Here is a 15,293-nt window from a genome sequence, read left to right as displayed (position 1 = left end):
AGCGCCCGCTCAAAGGCCCGGTGATAGGGCCCGGTGATAGGGCCCGGTGGGTTCGAACACCACCCGTGCGACGTCTTGGCCGCACCAGGCGACAAAGGCGGCATGACCGGCTTTGTCGTTGCCGAACCGCCGCTTGGCACCGTCGGACAGGCGATAGGCGTCCAGGGTGTCTTTCGAAACATCCACGCCGATGGTAACTTGGCTCATCTTTTCCGTGCCTCTGCTTGTCATACGGGGCTTTCTCCCCGGTATCCGTTCAGGCCAATGGAAAAGACGAGGGCGATCAAACTCTAACTCGGCTCGTTAACAGCCTGCGGTCACTCGATCCGTCCCTCGCCGCTGGGAGAGGGGTGCAGCCCTCTCCCAGCGATTCCATCGTCGCCCGTCGGCACGGAAATTCATAAGACAAGCGGAACGCGATCACGCGCGATCGCATCCAGCTCTAAGGCGCCGGGGCTTGGACGAAGGGCGATCAGCGCGTCCTCGCCAGACGTCCATATGGCGCACCGTTCATTCTGAAAAGGCCGGGGAATCGCCCCCGGCCTTTTCATTACTTAACCGGAACAGTATAGAAAAGCGGCGGCTTACGCCTCCGCCTCGTCGGGTTCCCCCTTGGCGGGCGAAGGCTTACGCCTCCGCCTCGTCGCCTTGACCCTTGATGCGGTGGGCCAGGGCGGCCTGCAGGAACTCATCGATGTCGCCATCCAGAACGGCGCCGCTCTGGCTGGTTTCCACGCCGGTGCGCAGGTCCTTCACCATCTGGTAGGGCTGCAGGACGTAGGAGCGGATCTGGTGGCCCCAGCCGATCTCCGTCTTCTGCGCCTCCAGGTTGGCGGCGGCCTCCTCGCGCTTGCGCAGCTCCATCTCATAGATGCGGGCGCGCAGCATGTCCCAGGCCTTGGACCGGTTCTTGTGCTGGCTGCGTTCCTGCTGGCAGGCGACCACGATGCCGGTGGGCATGTGGGTCAGGCGCACAGCCGAGTCCGTCTTGTTCACGTGCTGGCCGCCGGCACCCGACGCGCGGTAGGTGTCGACGCGGACGTCCTTCTCGTTGATCTCCACCACGATCTTGTCGTCGATGACAGGGGTGACGGAGACGCTGGAGAAGCTGGTGTGGCGGCGCGCCTGGCTGTCGAACGGGCTGATGCGCACCAGGCGGTGCACGCCTGATTCCGTCTTCAGCCAGCCATAGGCGTTGTGGCCCTTGATCTGGATGGTAGAGGACTTGATGCCGGCCTCTTCGCCGTTGGTCTCGTCCAGCAGTTCAACCTTGAACTTATGCTGTTCGGCCCAGCGGCTGTACATGCGCAGCAACATCAGGGCCCAGTCCTGGGCCTCGGTGCCGCCGGCGCCGGCGTTCACTTCCAGATAGCAGTCGTTGGCGTCGGCCTCACCCGACAGCAGGCTTTCCAGTTCCAAGGCCGCCGCGCGCTTCTGCAGGGCGACCAGGCCCTGTTCGGCGTCGGTGATGATCTCCTGGTCGCCTTCCAGCTCGCCCATCCCGATCAGCTCGATGCCGTCGTTCAGGTCGCGCTCAAGGGCGCGATAGCCCTCGATGGCGGTCTCAAGCTGGGTCTTTTCCCGCATGATCTTCTGCGCGCGGTCGGAATCGTCCCACAGCTTGGGGTCTTCCGACAGGGCGTTCAGTTCGTCATAGCGGCGGAGGGCATTTTCCCAGTCAAAGATGCCTCCTCAGCAGCGTCAAGGACTGTCGCACAGCCTCGACGACCGCCTCGATCTCGGCCCGCATCGCGGTCCTCCTCGTCTCTGGTCATGAAATGGTCTCGTAACGGACCGCTTAGATAGCCGGTCCCCCGGCCAATTTGAACCCTGGATTTCCGCCGGGCGGCGTTGCGGGTGCAAAGACCGAAGTGGGAGTGTCATGGTGTGGGGACTTGGACGGCTAGCGCCGACCGTCCAAACCGCCTTGCCGGTGCCGCTCCTGCTCGTCCGTAAAAAAAGGGCGTCCCGCGGAGGACGCCCTTTCAAGTTCCGGGTCAACCAGGTGGGGGCGTCAGCCGACCATGGCCAGCGAAGCCTCGTTGATCCGGCGGGTCAAAGCGTTGGCGCCCTGGGTGGCGTCGGCGATCTTGGTCATGCTTTCGCTGATGCTGGAGACGCCATCGGCGGCGGTCTGCATGTTGCGGGAGATGTCGCGGGCCACCGCGTTCTGTTCCTCCACCGCCGCCGCCATGGCGCCGGAGATGGCATTGATGCGGTTGATGATGCCGCCGATGCCCTGGATGGCGCGGGCCGAGTCGGTGGTGGCCAGTTGCACCGTGCTGATCTGCTCGGCGATCTCGCCCGTGGCCTTGGCCGTCTGGTTGGCCAGCGCCTTCACCTCGGTGGCGACAACGGCGAAGCCCTTGCCAGCCTCCCCCGCCCGCGCCGCCTCGATGGTGGCGTTCAGGGCCAGCAGGTTGGTCTGGCTGGCGATGTCGCTGATCAACTTCACCACTTCGCCGATGCGTTGTGCGGCGTTCAGCAGGCCGGTGACGGAGGCGTTGGTCAGATCCGTCTGGCGCACCGCGTCCTCGGAAATCTTGGAGGCCTCGGCCATCTGGCGGCTGATCTCCTCGATCGAGGCCACCAGTTCGGTGGCCCCACCGGCGATGGCCTGCACGTTGCCAGAGCAGATCATGGCGGCGTTCGAGGCGTGGCTGACCTGCTCGTCCGTCACGTTCATGGCGCCGGCCAAGCCGCTCAGATCCTGGGAGATCACCTTTTGCGTGGCGGCGCGGCGGTCGCGGGCCTGCACCTGGTTGGTGATGTCGGTGGCGAACTTGACCACCTTATAGGGCTTGCCGCTGATGTCGAAGATGGGGTTGTAGGTCGCCTGGATCCAAACCGGCTTGCCGCCCTTGCCCAAGCGCTTGTATTCCGCCGCCTGGAACTCGCCACGGCCCAGCGCCGCCCAGAAACGCTTGTATTCCGCGCTCGCCTTCACGGCGTCGTCGACGAACATGCTGTGGTGCCGGCCCTGGATCTCCGCCAGGCCGTAGCCCATGGCGTTCAGGAAGTTCTCATTGGCTGTCAGGACGATACCGTCCATATCAAACTCGATGACGGCCTGGCTCTTGTGTATCGCCTTCAACTGACTGCGCAGGTCGTCATTCCGCTGACGGCGGGCGGTAATGTCGGATGCCATCTTGATAACTTTCACCGGCTTGCCGCCGGCGCCGATGACGGGGGTGTAAGTTGCTTGCAGCCAAACCTCTCTGCCACCCTTGGCCAGGCGCTTGAATTCAGCGGTCTGGAACTCACCCCTGTTCAGGCTAGCCCAGAAATTCCGGTATTCCTCGCTGCTCCTGTAGTCGGCATCGACGAACATGCTGTGATGACGGCCCTGGATCTCCGCCAGGGTGTAACCCATGAATTTCTGGAAATTCCCATTCGCGGTGATGATGGTACCGTCCATCTTGAATTCAATGATCGCCTGGGATCGGTTCACAGCTTCCAGAATAGCTTTAGCATCAGAGTTTCCGATATTGGAAAACAGCCCGCTCATCATGATCGACCCCGCTTTTCTCTTTATTGCATGTGGTCGATGTTTCTCGACCGGACAACCTAAAATTAGGGTCGGAATCTTAAGGCTTCCTTAACGCGCAGCCTGGGTGAATATTGGTTAATTGCGCGCGATCAAAGGGTTAGCTTGTCATTTATGCCTCATTTACGCCAAATCCGTTGCTTTCTATCCTTTTGAGATGGATTATTTTACTGTTAACAATCATTAAAAAAGACCAAGCCGCCCCCGGCATCGGGGACGGCTTGGCCCATTCACAACCAGTGGGGAGTATCCCAGCCTCAGAAGCGGTACCCCACGCCGACGCCGACCAGCCAGGGGTTGATGTCAACGTCCGCCTTGATCGGCGTGCCCAGCCCGGCGTTCACCGTGGCCGTGGTGTTCAGCATCAGTTTCTTCAGGTCCAGGTTCAGCGACCAATGGTCGTCCAGCTTGTAGTCCACGCCGGCCTGGAAGGCATAGCCGAAGGTGTTGTCGTACTTCAGGCCCAGGGCATCGCCCTTGTCGACGTTATAGAACAGCGTGTAGTTCACGCCGACGCCAATATAGGGGCTGATCTTCTCATGCGGCATGAAGTGGTACTGCAGCGTCAGGGTCGGCGGCAGCAGCCAGACATTGCCCAGGTCCACCTTGCCCAGCGGCGTGCCCGTGGCCTTCACGTTGTGCGGCGTCGTGCCGGCGATCAGTTCCGCGGCGATGCTGTCGGTGAAGAAGTAGCTGAAGTCCAGCTCCGGCACGACGGCCGTGCTGATGTCGGTGTGACCCGGAATGCCGGCCCCACCCAACGAGAGAGAGCTGCCCACGTCCGGCGCCACGATCAGGGCACGGCCCCGGATCAGGATGTCGCCGGCCTCGGAAGCGCGCGCCGCCGGCGCCGCGCCGTAAATCCCCGCCAGAAGAGCTGCGGCGGCCACCGTGACGGACAAGAACTTCATCACTTACCCCTCCTTGAATAGTGAAGCCGGCGAATGTTCTACCGCCTTGGCACCACCCTTATTTTCAATGAGGGAATTTTTATTGGATCTTCAGCGGACCATCCCTGACCTGCATCAATCGGCGTCTACAAGAGACGCAATCCGGACCGGCGGAAAGGCCATGGCTGGTTCCTCCCCCTCCGTCAGCGCGGCGGCGATGGCGTCCAGGCTGCCACCGTCCAGCCGCATCAGGCCCACGGGCAGGCTCATCCCCCAGCCCATGCCGGCCAGGGCGCCGTCCAGCACGGCCGCCAAGGGCACACGTCCAGCCGCCGGATAGGCGACCGGGCGGCACGCCCAATCCCTTCCCACCGCGTCGCGGTCCGCCGTCATGCCGCCCGGCAGCACATGGCCCAGCGCCAGGAAACAGCCGCCGCCCGGTTGCGCGTCAGGTGCGAAGCAGGCCACGCGCTCCCCCGCCGCGACGCGCAGCAGGGCCCCGTCGCGTCCCACCGGCAGGCGCAGGTCACCGGCGGCCAGCGCCCGGCCGATGGCGCCCGAGGATGCCACCCATACCCAGCCCGGCGCGGACTCCGACCCCCCGGTGGGACTGACCCGGCCGGACGGGCGGACGGCGGGGGTGGGTTGGGCGATCATGGCGACACTCCGTCGATAGGCAGGGTGGCATCATACCGTCACCCCCTGACAGATCCTGGCAGCAGGGCGGGACGGCGGACGACGACTCCCAGCCCCTCGCCAAACCCGCCGGCACGCGTTAGGGTCCGAACCTTTCGCGCACCCTGTCGATCCTGGGACATCCACATGCGTTTCCGGACCCTCCTCCCGCTGGCCCTGGCCATCGGTGCCGCCCTGCCCGTTCCCGCCGCCTTGGCCCATGACTGCCAGCCTTACCAGCCGGAACCGGTGACCCTGACGGGGGAGATTACCCTGGTCCATGGCCCCAAAGGCCCCAAGGATGACTATTACCTGCTGACCCTTCCGCAGATGGTGTGTGTGGCCGGCGGCACGGCCGAGACGGATGAGGATGTGGCGTCCATCGACGCCCTTCAACTGCAGATGCCCAAGGGCGTCAAGCTGGCGCCCGCGCTGCTGGGCCGGCGGGTGGTCGTGACCGGCACCCTGGCTCATCGCCTGGCAGAGGGCCATACCGAGGTGCTGCTGGCCTACGACGGCGCCAAGCCCGCGTCCTGAAGCGGTCAGGACGCCTCGGGCTCGGATTCGTCCATCTCCGCCCGCCAGTCGGCCAGCAGGGCGTGCCGCCGGCGGGGATACCGGTCGGCCTGCACCGCCACCTCGACGATGCGGTCGGTGCGGAAATGGCGGAAGGCCTGCCGCGTCTCGCACCAGGCGACCACCATGCGGATGCGCTCCATGAAGGCCAGCGCGCACGGCCAGATGACGCGATCGCTGGGCCGGCCCTGGCCGTCGGTGTAGGCGATGCGCAGCTTGCGCTCCATCCGGATGGCGCGGCGGATTTCCGTCAGGTCTCGCGGCTCGGTCACGGTGGGCTTCAGCGACACCGGCACCAAGCCGCTGTCCTCCGCCAGGGCGCGCAGGTCGGCGGGCAGCACGGCCATGATCTTGGCGCTGGCGTTGTGCGCCGCCAGGCCCAGGGGGCCGTCGCCCCGCTGGGCCACCCAGCGCAGGCCCAGCACCAGCGCCTCGATCTCGTCATCGCCGAACATCAGGGGCGGCAGCATGAAGCCGGGCCGCAGGACATAGCCCAGCCCCGCCTCCCCCTCCACCGGCACGCCCTGGGCCGACAGGGTGGCGATGTCGCGATAGACGGTGCGGATGGAAATGCCCAGTTCCACCGCCAAATCGGCCGCCGTCACCGGCCGGCGATGGCGGCGCAGGGCCTGGATCAGATCCAGCAGGCGGGCGGAGCGGGACACGGGCGGCGGAACCTCGGACGGCAACGGGGGGGGGGCGAAGGGCGGGCGGCATGGTAGCCCGTGGCGCCCCTGGACGGAAGCCGTCGGCCCGCTCACACCTCCGACGGCATCACGCCGGTGGCGGCCAGCGCCAGGGCCGCGCGGCTGTGCCGCTCCCGCCAGAAGGGCGCATCCGGCCAGCGGGTCTCCCGTCCGTAGAGTTGGGCGCGGGTGCGGCAATAATCGGCGTGGCGCCGTGCCACGGCCACCGCGCGGGCGCGGGACGGCGGCGGCAGCGCCGCCCCCAGCGCCCGCGCCACCTCACGGCCCACCGCCACGCCGTCCGCCAACGCGGCGTGGAGACCATGGGCCGCCACAGGATCGAAACTCGCGGCGGCGTCACCCACCGCCGCCCAACCGGTCCCCTCCACCTGCATCAGCAGGCTGGACTGGAAGCGCCGCGGCAGCGGGTCCGCGGCACCTCGCGGCAAGCCCAGGACCACCCCCGCCGCCGCCAACCGTGGGCCGACATGCAGCGTGGCGTTCAGCGCCCGCCCCCAGGCGGCCGCCCCAGCGCCCGTACCCGCGTCGTGCGGTCCCACGTCGTGCAGCCCCAGGTCATTTAGCCCCGCCTGGTCGGTCACCAGCATGACCGCCACCTGCCCCTCCGGCAGACGGACGGCTTGCCACCAGCCCTGGGGCGTGGCCTCGATCAGGGTCTGCCAGGTCAGGTCACCCGGCAGCGGCAGGACGGCCGCCAGGGCGTAGAGGGTGTCGTCCACCTGTCGATCCACCCCCAGCGCCCGCGCGAAGCGCGCTTCCGCCCCGGTGGCGTCCACCACCCAGCGGGTCTCCACCGCGTGCAGCGTGCCCGCCCTCTCCAGCATCAGCCGGTGACCCAGGCCCGGCATGGCCTGGGTCCGCTGGAACCGGGTGCCGAAGACCACGGCCACCTCGGCCGTCTCGGCCGCGTCCAGCATCATGGCGTCGAAGCGCGCACGGTCCAGCCGCCAGGCGGGTCCCATGGGGTTGTAGGGGAAATCGCAGCTGGTCACCCGGCCGCCGCCCCAGAGGGAGGCGCTGCCCGGGCAGGGCACATGGCCGCCGGCGCGGAAACGCGCCACCAGGCCCAGTTGCCCCACCGGCAGCAGCAGCTCCGGCGGGGCGTTGGCGCCCATGCCCGGCTGCCCCGCCGGCCCGGCCTCCGCCACCAGGATGGCCACATCCGGGCTGTAGCGCCGCAGGCATAGGGCGGTGGCCAAGCCAGCCGGGCCACCGCCCAGAACCACGGCGTCATAGCGCGCGCGCACTTTGATCCGCCCACTCAGCGCCCCCGCCGCGGCCCACAGGCCAGCGGGGGAGCATCATCAACGCGGCGCATGGGGGACCGTCTCCTCTGCCAAGTAAAGCGCCCCGCAAAGGGAACACTCATGGTAGTGGAGAATAGTTTACCCACGCGCCCGAGTACACGCCGCATATGTCACAGATTCTGACAAGATGTGTAGCCAACTTGGCTACAGCCTAGTCCACAGTGACCGTCCCTTCCGTCTCCACGGGGAAGTTGACCGAGTTGGCGATGAAGCAGAAGTGGTGCGCCTTTTCATGCAGGGCCTGGGCCAATGCCACATCGGCACCGGCCGTGCCCGCCGCCGAGAGGCTGACGTGGGGGCGCAGCAGGACACGGGTGAAATGGCCGTTGCCGTCGCCCGTCTCCGCCATCGTGCCCTCGGCGGCGTCGCGATAAGCGGTGACGACCAGCCCCGCCTCCGCCGCCAGGTGCAGATACCACAGCTTGTGGCAGGCGGAGAGGGAGGCGACCAGCATCTCCTCCGGGTTGTAGCGGGTGGCGGCGCCCAGGAAGGCGGGATCGGAGGAGCCGGGAATGACCGGCTTGCCCACGGCGGCGATCTCATGGTCGCGGCTGTAGGCGCGGTATCCCGCCGTGCCGGCGCCCGTGTTCCCGGTCCAGGTGACGGTGACGCGGTAGGTGTGCTGCTTGCCCGCCATGGCGGTGGTTCCCCTCAACGGTTGCCGTGGCCCCATTGGACGGGGCCATTCCCGTTCCGCCAAGGGGAACCACCGCAGAACGGACATGCGCTGAAGGTTCAGGCGGTGTACGTTTCCGGACAGTATCGTGGGGGACTTCACACCGATGACTCAGAAAAACGGCCGCATCCTGATGGTGGACGACGACCAGGACATCCTGGTGGCCGCGCGCCTGTTGTTGAAGCGCGAAGGCATCCTGGTCCACACCGAGAGCCAGCCCGACCGCATCCCCCTGCTGCTGAAGGAGGAGGCGTTCGACGCCGTCCTGCTGGACATGAACTTCGCCATCGGCGCCAACACGGGTCGTGAGGGCTTCCAATGGCTGAAACGGGTGCTGGAGATCGACCCGACCCTGTCGGTCATCCTGATGACCGCCTATGGCGACGTCGGCACGGCGGTGGAAGCGATGAAGCAGGGCGCCTGCGACTTCGTGCTGAAGCCCTGGTCGAACGAGCGGCTGGTGGCCACGCTGATGAGCGCCATGACCCTGACCGCCTCGCGGCGGGAGGCGGCGCAGCTGGGCGCCCGCAACAAGGAGCTGGCGGCGGCCTTGGACCAGCCGGGGCAGGCCCTGATCGGCAGCAGCCCGGCCATGACCCGGGTGCTGACCCTGGTGGACCGCGCCGCCCCCACCGACGCCAACGTCCTGATCCTGGGGGAGAACGGCACGGGCAAGGAGGTGATCGCCCGGGAGATCCACCGCCGCTCCCGCCGCGCGTCCCAGGTGTTCGTGGCGGTCGACCTGGGCGCCATCTCGGAGAATTTGTTCGAGAGCGAGCTTTTCGGCCATAAGAAGGGCGCCTTCACCGACGCCAAGGACGACCGGGTCGGCCGGCTGGTCGCGGCCAATGGCGGCACCCTATTCCTGGACGAGATCGGCAACCTGCCCCTGTACCAGCAGAGCAAGCTGCTGTCGGTGCTGGAGCAGCGGGTGGTCATCCCCGTGGGCGGCAACCGGCCCATCCCCATCGACGTGCGCCTGATCTCCGCCACCAACATGCCGGTGGAGCAGCTGGAGAGCCCGGACACCTTCCGCCAGGATCTGCTGTACCGAATCAACACGGTGGAATTGCGCCTGCCCCCGTTGCGCGACCGGGCGGACGACATTCCGGCGCTGGTGGCGCATTTCATGGGCCTGTACGCCCGCAAGTACGCCATCCCGCCCCGCCGCCTGTCCGACGACGCGCTGGCGCGGCTGAAGGCCTATCACTGGCCGGGCAACGTCCGCGCCCTGCGCCACGCGGTGGAGCGCGCCATGATCCTGGGCGCCGGCGACGTGCTGGAGGCGGAGGACTTCTCCCTGCCCTCCGCCCCCGGCGGCGCGCCCCGGCCGGCGGCGGCCCCGCCGCTCCTGGCGACCGGCGCCGATGGCGACTTCACGCTGGGCACGCTGGACCTGGAAACGGTGGAGGCGCAGGTGATCCGCCGGGCGCTGGAAAAGCACCAGGGCAACATCAGCCACGCCGCCAACGAACTGGGCATCACCCGCACCTCCCTCTACCGCCGGATGGAGAAGCATGGTCTTTAAGTCGTCGTTCAGCACGGCGCTGACCCTGCGGGTGACGCTGCTGTGCCTCAGTTGCGTGGCGTTGGGCCTGCTGCTGGAGGCGACGGACTACCACGCCACCGAGTTGCTGGTCCTGGTGCTGATCGCCCTGCAGATCGGCGGCGTGGTCCGGGTGGTGAACACCACCAACCGCGAGCTGGCGCGCTTCCTGAACGCGCTCAGCCATTCCGACTTCACCCAAAGCTTCAACTACCGCGCCATGGGCCCCAGCTTCCAGGAGCTGGGCCGCGCCTTCGCCGGGGTGTTCGACAAATTCCGCGACGCCCGCGCCGACACGGAGCGCAAGGCCGACTATCTGAACGTGCTGGTGGAGCATGTGCCGGTGGCCCTGGCGGAGGTGCATCCCGACGGCCGCGTCAACCTGCTGAACACCGTCGCCCGCCGCCTGATCGGCCATGACGACCTGAACCGCCAGCTGGTGGACGGCGGCACCCTGGCCTCCGCGTTGCGCGTGCTGGAACCGGGGCAGAACGCCCTGCTGAAGGTGGCGGGCGGCATCACGCCGTTGCACCTGACGGTGCGGGCCACGCAACTGACCCTGGCGGAGGGGCCGCGCCTGCTGGTCTCCCTCCAGAACATCGGCGGGGAGCTGGAGGCGACGGAGGTCAAGGCCTGGTCGGACCTGGTGCGGGTGCTGACGCATGAGATGATGAATTCGCTGACGCCGGTCTCTTCCTTGGCCGGAACGGCGCAGTCGCTGCTGGCCGACCTGCGCACCCAACTGGAAACCATACCCGGCCTGCCACCCGCCGTGCTGTTGGACGCGGCCGACGCGGGCGAAGCCATGGACACCGTCACCCGACGCGCCGGCGGCCTGCTGCGTTTCGTCGAACGCTACCGCCGCTTCACCCAGATGCCACGTCCGAAAGTGGACCGGCTGAAGGTGCGGGACCTGTTCGGGCGGGTGGAGCGGCTGATGGGCCCGGCCCTGGCCGAGCATGGCGTGGCACTGGACGTGGTGGTGCTGCCGCCGCCGCTGGAGATCAGCGCCGACCCAGACCTGATCGACCAGGTGCTGATCAACCTGGTGAAGAACGCGGTGGAGGCCCTGGACGAGGCGAAGGCCGGCGGCACGGCCACCCGACCGCCCGCCATCACCCTGGCCGGCCACCTGGACGTCACTGGCCATCTGAACCTGCTGGTGCGCGATAACGGCCCCGGCATCCCGCCCGACGTGGCCGACAAGATCTTCGTGCCCTTCTACACCACCAAGCGCGAAGGCAGCGGCATCGGCCTGCCGCTGGCCCGCCAGATCATGCTGGCCCACGGCGGCACCATCGCGGCATCGCCCGTGCAGGGTGGGGGCACGGTGTTCACGCTGAGGTTTTGAGGGCGCCCCGCAGGCGCCAGCCGGTGTGCCGGACCAGATAGCGCACACCCACCAGCGCCGCCACCAGGCCGGAGGCGGCGCCCAGACCCAGGGCCCAGCGCGGCCCGGCCACGTCCGCCACCCAGCCGACGATGGGGGCGCCCAGGGGGGTGCCGCCCATGGCGATGGCCAATAGCAGGGCCACCACCCGGCCGCGCATGGCGCTGTCCGTCGACAGCTGCACCAGGCTGTTGGTGGAGGTGGTGAAGGTCTGGGCCGCCACGCCGACGATCACCAGGGTGACGCCGAACAGCCAGGGCGTGGGCATCACCGCCGCCAGGGCGCATCCCGCCGCGAACAGCAGGGCGGCCCCCAGCAACAGCGGGATGGTGGGCACGGCCCGCCGCGCCGCCAGCAGCGCGCCGGTGACGGAGCCGATGGCCATGGTGGAGCTGAGCACGCCGTACTCCCCCGACCCCGCCCCGAAGGCGTGCACCGACATGGTGGAGATGAAGATGGGGAAGTTCAGGCCGAACGCCCCGATGATGAACAACATCACCAGCACCGCCGTCAGGTCGGGCCGGCCCCAGACATAGCGGAAGCCCTCGACGAAGCTGCCCCGGCTGCGCACCGCCCGCACCCGGGGATGCAGGTCCGCCGCGCGCAACAGCGACACCGAGGCGATGACCGCCAGGTAGGAGGCGCCGTTGATCAGGAACACCCAGCCGGTGCCCACGGCCGCGATCAGCAGGCCGGCCACCGCCGGCCCGATCATGCGGGCGCCGTTGAAGGAGGCGGAGTTGAGGGCCACGGCGTTGGCCAGGTCCGCCTCCCCCACCACCTCGGAGATGAAGGTCTGGCGGGCCGGGGCGTCGAAGGCGGCGACGCAGCCCAGCCCCAGGGCGAACAGATAGACGTGCCACAGTTGCACCACGCCCAGCAGGGTCAAGGCGCCCAGCCCCAGGGCCAGCAGGCCGGACGCCCCCTGGGTGACCAGCAGCAGGCGGCGGCGGTCGAAATAGTCGGCGGCGAAGCCGCTGAAGGGCAGCAGCACGGCCAAGGGCCCGAACTGCAGCGCCATGACGATCCCCACGGCCGAGGCGCCGTTGACATGGGCCAGTTCCGTCAGCACCAGCCAGTCCTGGGCCGTGCGCTGCATCCAGGTGCCGATGTTGGAAATCAGGCTGCCGGCGAACCACAGGCGGAAATTTGGGTTGGCGAAGGAGCGGAAGGTGCCGGTGGCGTTGGAACCGACGGCAGGCGACGCGGTCATGCCTCCTCCTGCGCCGGGCCGGCATCCTCATTGGCCACCAGACGCTTCAGGAGATCGACCGCGCGGCCCAGCTCCGCCCGCTCCGTCGCCGTCAGGCGGGCGTTCATGGTGCGGAACAACCAATCCTCCCGCGCGGCGCGGCTTACCCGCAGCCACTCCCGGCAGGCGGGGGTCAGCTCCCACAAGGTCTGGCGGCCATCGGCCGGATCGGGATTGCCGGCCACCAGGCCCGCCGCCTCCAAGGCCGCGACCGTGGCCCCCAGGGACTGGGAGCGCACGCCCTCCGCCCTGGCCAGGGTGGTGATGGTGGCGGCACCACCATCCTCCAGCCGGCGCAGCACACCGATCTGGGACGGCGTCAAGTCGTTGGTCTTGGCCTGCTCGCGCAGGCGGCGGATCATCTTCCCCACCAGCACGCGCAGCTCCACCGCCGTCGCCATCACGGCGGCGGCCTCGGCGTCGCCCGTGTCGGGCCTGGTCGGGGAATCGCTCATGCCGTCATTCTGGCAGATACGAAGGTGGACTGTGAAGTTTACCTTCGTATATCAGCCCGGTGCGTTGGTGATGGCTGTCCTGGGACGTCACCACTTTACTGCGTCCCGTTCTTTAATCGTTCCCTCATTAGGTGTATCGGGCTAAGCTGCCCGCCGGTTTGGGGCCGAAGAAAGAAAAACACCATGCGCGGACTGATCCTGCCGGCCATCCTGGCGATATCGCTGGGTGCCGGGCTTCCCCTGATGACCCAGGCGCAGACGACGCCCCCAGCAACGGAGGCGCCCACGCCGGGAGTCGCCGCCGTCGCGCCGACGGCCACCCCGCGCACCACGATCGTGGTCGATGACGGGGCGCAGACGGCGGCGCCGCGCCTGGCCACGGTGTGGAAGCTGCTGGACCCCGCCTCCAAGACCGACAGCAAGGCGTTCGGCGCCCTGCTGCTGGCCATCGCGATCGCCGCCTTCTGGGGCAGCGCCCGGCTGGGTGACATGCTGCGCGACGGCGCGCCACAGACCTTCATCGCCCCCGGCGCCGTCGTCCCGACGGTGCCCCACGCCGCCAGCACCCAGACGGGGACCTGGACCGGGACGGCCAGGGCCCTGCGCCGGCCCTACAGCCTGGCGCAGTCGCAGATGTGCTGGTGGTTCATCATCATCCTGATCTCTTATCTCTATCTTTTCGCGGTGACCGGGAACCTGGACACCCTCAGCGACCAGGCCCTGATCCTGATGGGCATCGGCACCGGCACGGCCCTGGGTGCCGCGATGGTGGAGCAGAACAAGACCAACCAGACCCTGGCCGACTATCAGGCGGCGCTGGCGCAGTGGCAGACGACCCCCACCCCCGCGCTGCGCGACACGCTGGATGACCTGGCGGCCAAGCTGGCATCGCAGGATTTCTTCCACGACATCCTGACCGACCAGAACGGCATCAGCCTGCACCGCTTCCAGTCCCTGGTTTGGACGGTGGTGCTGGGCGCCCTGTTCCTGGTGGAGGTGGTGGTGCGCAAGGCCATGCCCACCTTCGACCCCAACACGCTGGCCGTGCTGGGCATCAGCGCCGGCACCTATCTGGGCTTCAAGGTTCCGGAGAAGCCGAATTAAATGGCCCTCACGTCAATGGAACGCGGCCGCGCCCTTTCCCCTGTCGAGCGCCTGGACTGGTTGCGCCTGACGCGCACGGAGTCGGTGGGGCCCGTCACCTTCCATCGCCTGATGGAGCGGTTCGGCACCCCCACGGCGGCCTTGGAGGCCCTGCCCGACCTGGCCCGCCGGGGTGGCCGCGACCGTCCCCTGAGCATCGTTCCCCGCGCGGGGGCGGAACGGGAACTGGCGATCCTGGACCGCATGGGCGCCCGCCTGCTGGCATGGTGCGAGCCCGACTATCCGCCCCAGCTGGCCGCCATCGAGGACGCGCCGCCCGTCCTCACCGTGCTGGGCGACCCGGCCCGCCTCAGCCGCCCGGCCGTCGCCGTGGTGGGTGCCCGCAACGCCTCCCTCACCGGCCGCAAGCTGGCGGGCATGATCGCCCACGACCTGGCGGAGGCGGGGATCACCGTCGTCTCCGGCCTGGCGCGGGGCATCGACACGGCGGCGCATGAGGCCAGTCTGCACCGGTGCACCGTGGCGGCGCTGGCCGGCGGCGTCGACGTCATCTACCCGCCGGAAAACGCGGATCTGCACCGCCGCATCGCCGAACAGGGGGTCCTGGTGGCCGAATCGCCGCCGGGGACAGAGCCGCAGGCCCGCCACTTCCCCCGGCGCAACCGCCTGATCTCAGGATTGTCACGCGGCGTGCTGGTGGTGGAGGCGGCGCTGAAGTCCGGGTCGCTGATCACCGCCCGCCTGGCGCTGGAGCAGGGCCGCGACCTGTTCGCCGTGCCCGGCTCCCCCCTGGACCCCCGGGCCCAGGGCTGCAACCGCCTGCTGAAGGATGGCGCCGTGCTGGTGGAGACCGCCGACGACATTCTGGCCTATCTCGGGCCACAGGGAATGGCGGCGTTCAACGCACCGGCCGTGGGCGGCGGGCCGGTCCCGCCCCCGGTCGACCCCGGGGAGAAGGAGATGGAGGCGGCCCGTCCGCGGGTCACCCTGTGCTTAAGCCCCACCCCGGTACACATTGACGAAATTGTCCGGGACTGCCAATTGTCTGCGGCGGTGGTGCTGACCATCCTGCTGGAACTGGAACTGGCGGGCCGTCTGCACCGCCATCCCGGCGGCCGGGTCAGCCTGGCGTGAAGGCCTGAGGGCCGGCGCCGCGGGGATCGGTTCT

15 protein-coding genes are annotated in these 15,293 nt (G+C 68.3%); 5 read left to right on the top strand and 10 right to left on the bottom strand.

The annotated features are described in order from the left end of the window. Positions 1 to 9 precede the first annotated feature (9 nt). The 5 genes from I55_RS23485 to I55_RS35475 all read right to left on the bottom strand — a co-directional run bounded on the left by I55_RS23485 (position 10) and on the right by I55_RS35475 (position 5,094). Positions 10 to 207: an IS110 family transposase gene (locus I55_RS23485; RefSeq protein WP_044562999.1), complete on the bottom strand. Its 198-nt coding sequence runs from the start codon at positions 205 to 207 to the stop codon at positions 10 to 12. 420 nt (positions 208 to 627) lie between these two features. Then, positions 628 to 1,750, bottom strand: a protein-coding gene (prfB, locus tag I55_RS23480; protein WP_148293925.1) for a peptide chain release factor 2 whose coding sequence is annotated in 2 segments (ribosomal slippage) — positions 628 to 1,680 and positions 1,682 to 1,750 — 1,122 coding nt in all. Because the reading frame shifts where the segments join, the coding sequence is not laid out codon by codon here. A gap of 264 nt (positions 1,751 to 2,014) precedes the next feature. Further along, on the bottom strand, positions 2,015 to 3,508 hold the full coding sequence (locus I55_RS23475) for a PAS domain-containing methyl-accepting chemotaxis protein (protein ID WP_044563049.1): 1,494 nt from the start codon (positions 3,506 to 3,508) through the stop codon (positions 2,015 to 2,017). A 296-nt stretch (positions 3,509 to 3,804) separates the two neighbouring features. Further along, positions 3,805 to 4,458, bottom strand: a complete 654-nt coding sequence (locus tag I55_RS23470; RefSeq protein WP_044562997.1) for an OmpW family protein — start codon at positions 4,456 to 4,458, stop codon at positions 3,805 to 3,807. Positions 4,459 to 4,572: 114 nt separating this feature from the next. Beyond that, positions 4,573 to 5,094, bottom strand: coding sequence for a hypothetical protein (locus tag I55_RS35475; RefSeq protein WP_044562996.1), 522 nt, complete (start codon positions 5,092 to 5,094; stop codon positions 4,573 to 4,575). Positions 5,095 to 5,259: 165 nt separating this feature from the next. Between I55_RS35475 and I55_RS23460 the strand changes: the two genes are divergently transcribed. Then, on the top strand, positions 5,260 to 5,649 hold the full coding sequence (locus tag I55_RS23460; protein WP_044562995.1) for a hypothetical protein: 390 nt from the start codon (positions 5,260 to 5,262) through the stop codon (positions 5,647 to 5,649). Positions 5,650 to 5,654: 5 nt separating this feature from the next. On the opposite strand, the gene I55_RS23455 is transcribed toward I55_RS23460, so the two are convergent. From I55_RS23455 to I55_RS23445, 3 genes are all read right to left on the bottom strand, one after another. Next, positions 5,655 to 6,353, bottom strand: coding sequence for a YafY family protein (locus I55_RS23455; RefSeq protein WP_044563048.1), 699 nt, complete (start codon positions 6,351 to 6,353; stop codon positions 5,655 to 5,657). A gap of 92 nt (positions 6,354 to 6,445) precedes the next feature. Continuing rightward, positions 6,446 to 7,642, bottom strand: a complete 1,197-nt coding sequence (locus I55_RS23450) for an FAD-dependent monooxygenase (protein WP_044562994.1) — start codon at positions 7,640 to 7,642, stop codon at positions 6,446 to 6,448. Between the two features lie 211 nt (positions 7,643 to 7,853). Next, complete coding sequence (locus tag I55_RS23445; protein ID WP_044562992.1) at positions 7,854 to 8,339, bottom strand: OsmC family protein; 486 nt, start codon at positions 8,337 to 8,339, stop codon at positions 7,854 to 7,856. Between the two features lie 145 nt (positions 8,340 to 8,484). Here I55_RS23445 and I55_RS23440 point away from each other — a divergent pair, with 145 nt between their 5' ends. Both I55_RS23440 and I55_RS23435 read left to right on the top strand, forming a co-directional pair. Beyond that, positions 8,485 to 9,906 (top strand): sigma-54 dependent transcriptional regulator, encoded by a 1,422-nt coding sequence (locus I55_RS23440; protein ID WP_044562991.1) that lies wholly within the window; start codon positions 8,485 to 8,487, stop codon positions 9,904 to 9,906. Next, the gene (locus tag I55_RS23435) at positions 9,896 to 11,275 is read left to right on the top strand and encodes a PAS domain-containing sensor histidine kinase (protein ID WP_044562990.1); all 1,380 of its coding nucleotides are present in this window, start codon (positions 9,896 to 9,898) and stop codon (positions 11,273 to 11,275) included. The genes I55_RS23440 and I55_RS23435 overlap by 11 nt, the downstream gene beginning before the upstream one ends. Here the strand turns inward: I55_RS23435 and I55_RS23430 are convergent. Both I55_RS23430 and I55_RS23425 read right to left on the bottom strand, forming a co-directional pair. Next, the gene (locus I55_RS23430) at positions 11,259 to 12,527 is read right to left on the bottom strand and encodes an MFS transporter (RefSeq protein WP_044562988.1); all 1,269 of its coding nucleotides are present in this window, start codon (positions 12,525 to 12,527) and stop codon (positions 11,259 to 11,261) included. The two genes, I55_RS23435 and I55_RS23430, sit on opposite strands and share 17 nt — an antisense overlap. Then, the gene (locus I55_RS23425) at positions 12,524 to 13,021 is read right to left on the bottom strand and encodes a MarR family winged helix-turn-helix transcriptional regulator (RefSeq protein WP_044562987.1); all 498 of its coding nucleotides are present in this window, start codon (positions 13,019 to 13,021) and stop codon (positions 12,524 to 12,526) included. The genes I55_RS23430 and I55_RS23425 overlap by 4 nt, the downstream gene beginning before the upstream one ends. A gap of 183 nt (positions 13,022 to 13,204) precedes the next feature. On the opposite strand from I55_RS23425, the gene I55_RS23420 reads away from it, so the two are divergent. Next, complete coding sequence (locus I55_RS23420; RefSeq protein ID WP_044562986.1) at positions 13,205 to 14,125, top strand: hypothetical protein; 921 nt, start codon at positions 13,205 to 13,207, stop codon at positions 14,123 to 14,125. Then, positions 14,126 to 15,259 carry a DNA-processing protein DprA gene (gene dprA, locus I55_RS23415; protein WP_044562985.1) on the top strand — a complete coding sequence of 378 codons (1,134 nt, stop codon included), beginning with the start codon at positions 14,126 to 14,128 and terminating at the stop codon, positions 15,257 to 15,259. The last annotated feature ends 34 nt before the right edge of the window (positions 15,260 to 15,293 follow it).

Origin of the sequence: Azospirillum sp. B4 (assembly GCF_000333275.1) — a bacterium.
Classification (GTDB): Bacteria; Pseudomonadota; Alphaproteobacteria; order Azospirillales; family Azospirillaceae; genus Nitrospirillum.
The sequence above is the reverse complement of the archived record's forward strand: the minus strand, read 5'-3'. Positions and strand labels throughout refer to the sequence as shown.

What these genes read in the sequence shown, in the direction of transcription:
- I55_RS23485 (WP_044562999.1), bottom strand. Translation starts at nt 207, where the DNA reads ATGAGCCAAGTTACCATCGGCGTGGATGTTTCGAAAGACACCCTGGAC.
- I55_RS23475 (WP_044563049.1), bottom strand. Translation starts at nt 3,508, where the DNA reads ATGAGCGGGCTGTTTTCCAATATCGGAAACTCTGATGCTAAAGCTATT.
- I55_RS23470 (WP_044562997.1), bottom strand. Translation starts at nt 4,458, where the DNA reads ATGAAGTTCTTGTCCGTCACGGTGGCCGCCGCAGCTCTTCTGGCGGGG.
- I55_RS35475 (WP_044562996.1), bottom strand. Translation starts at nt 5,094, where the DNA reads ATGATCGCCCAACCCACCCCCGCCGTCCGCCCGTCCGGCCGGGTCAGT.
- I55_RS23460 (WP_044562995.1), top strand. Translation starts at nt 5,260, where the DNA reads ATGCGTTTCCGGACCCTCCTCCCGCTGGCCCTGGCCATCGGTGCCGCC.
- I55_RS23445 (WP_044562992.1), bottom strand. Translation starts at nt 8,339, where the DNA reads ATGGCGGGCAAGCAGCACACCTACCGCGTCACCGTCACCTGGACCGGG.
- I55_RS23440 (WP_044562991.1), top strand. Translation starts at nt 8,485, where the DNA reads ATGACTCAGAAAAACGGCCGCATCCTGATGGTGGACGACGACCAGGAC.
- I55_RS23435 (WP_044562990.1), top strand. Translation starts at nt 9,896, where the DNA reads ATGGTCTTTAAGTCGTCGTTCAGCACGGCGCTGACCCTGCGGGTGACG.
- I55_RS23430 (WP_044562988.1), bottom strand. Translation starts at nt 12,527, where the DNA reads ATGACCGCGTCGCCTGCCGTCGGTTCCAACGCCACCGGCACCTTCCGC.
- I55_RS23425 (WP_044562987.1), bottom strand. Translation starts at nt 13,021, where the DNA reads ATGAGCGATTCCCCGACCAGGCCCGACACGGGCGACGCCGAGGCCGCC.
- I55_RS23420 (WP_044562986.1), top strand. Translation starts at nt 13,205, where the DNA reads ATGCGCGGACTGATCCTGCCGGCCATCCTGGCGATATCGCTGGGTGCC.
- dprA (WP_044562985.1), top strand. Translation starts at nt 14,126, where the DNA reads ATGGCCCTCACGTCAATGGAACGCGGCCGCGCCCTTTCCCCTGTCGAG.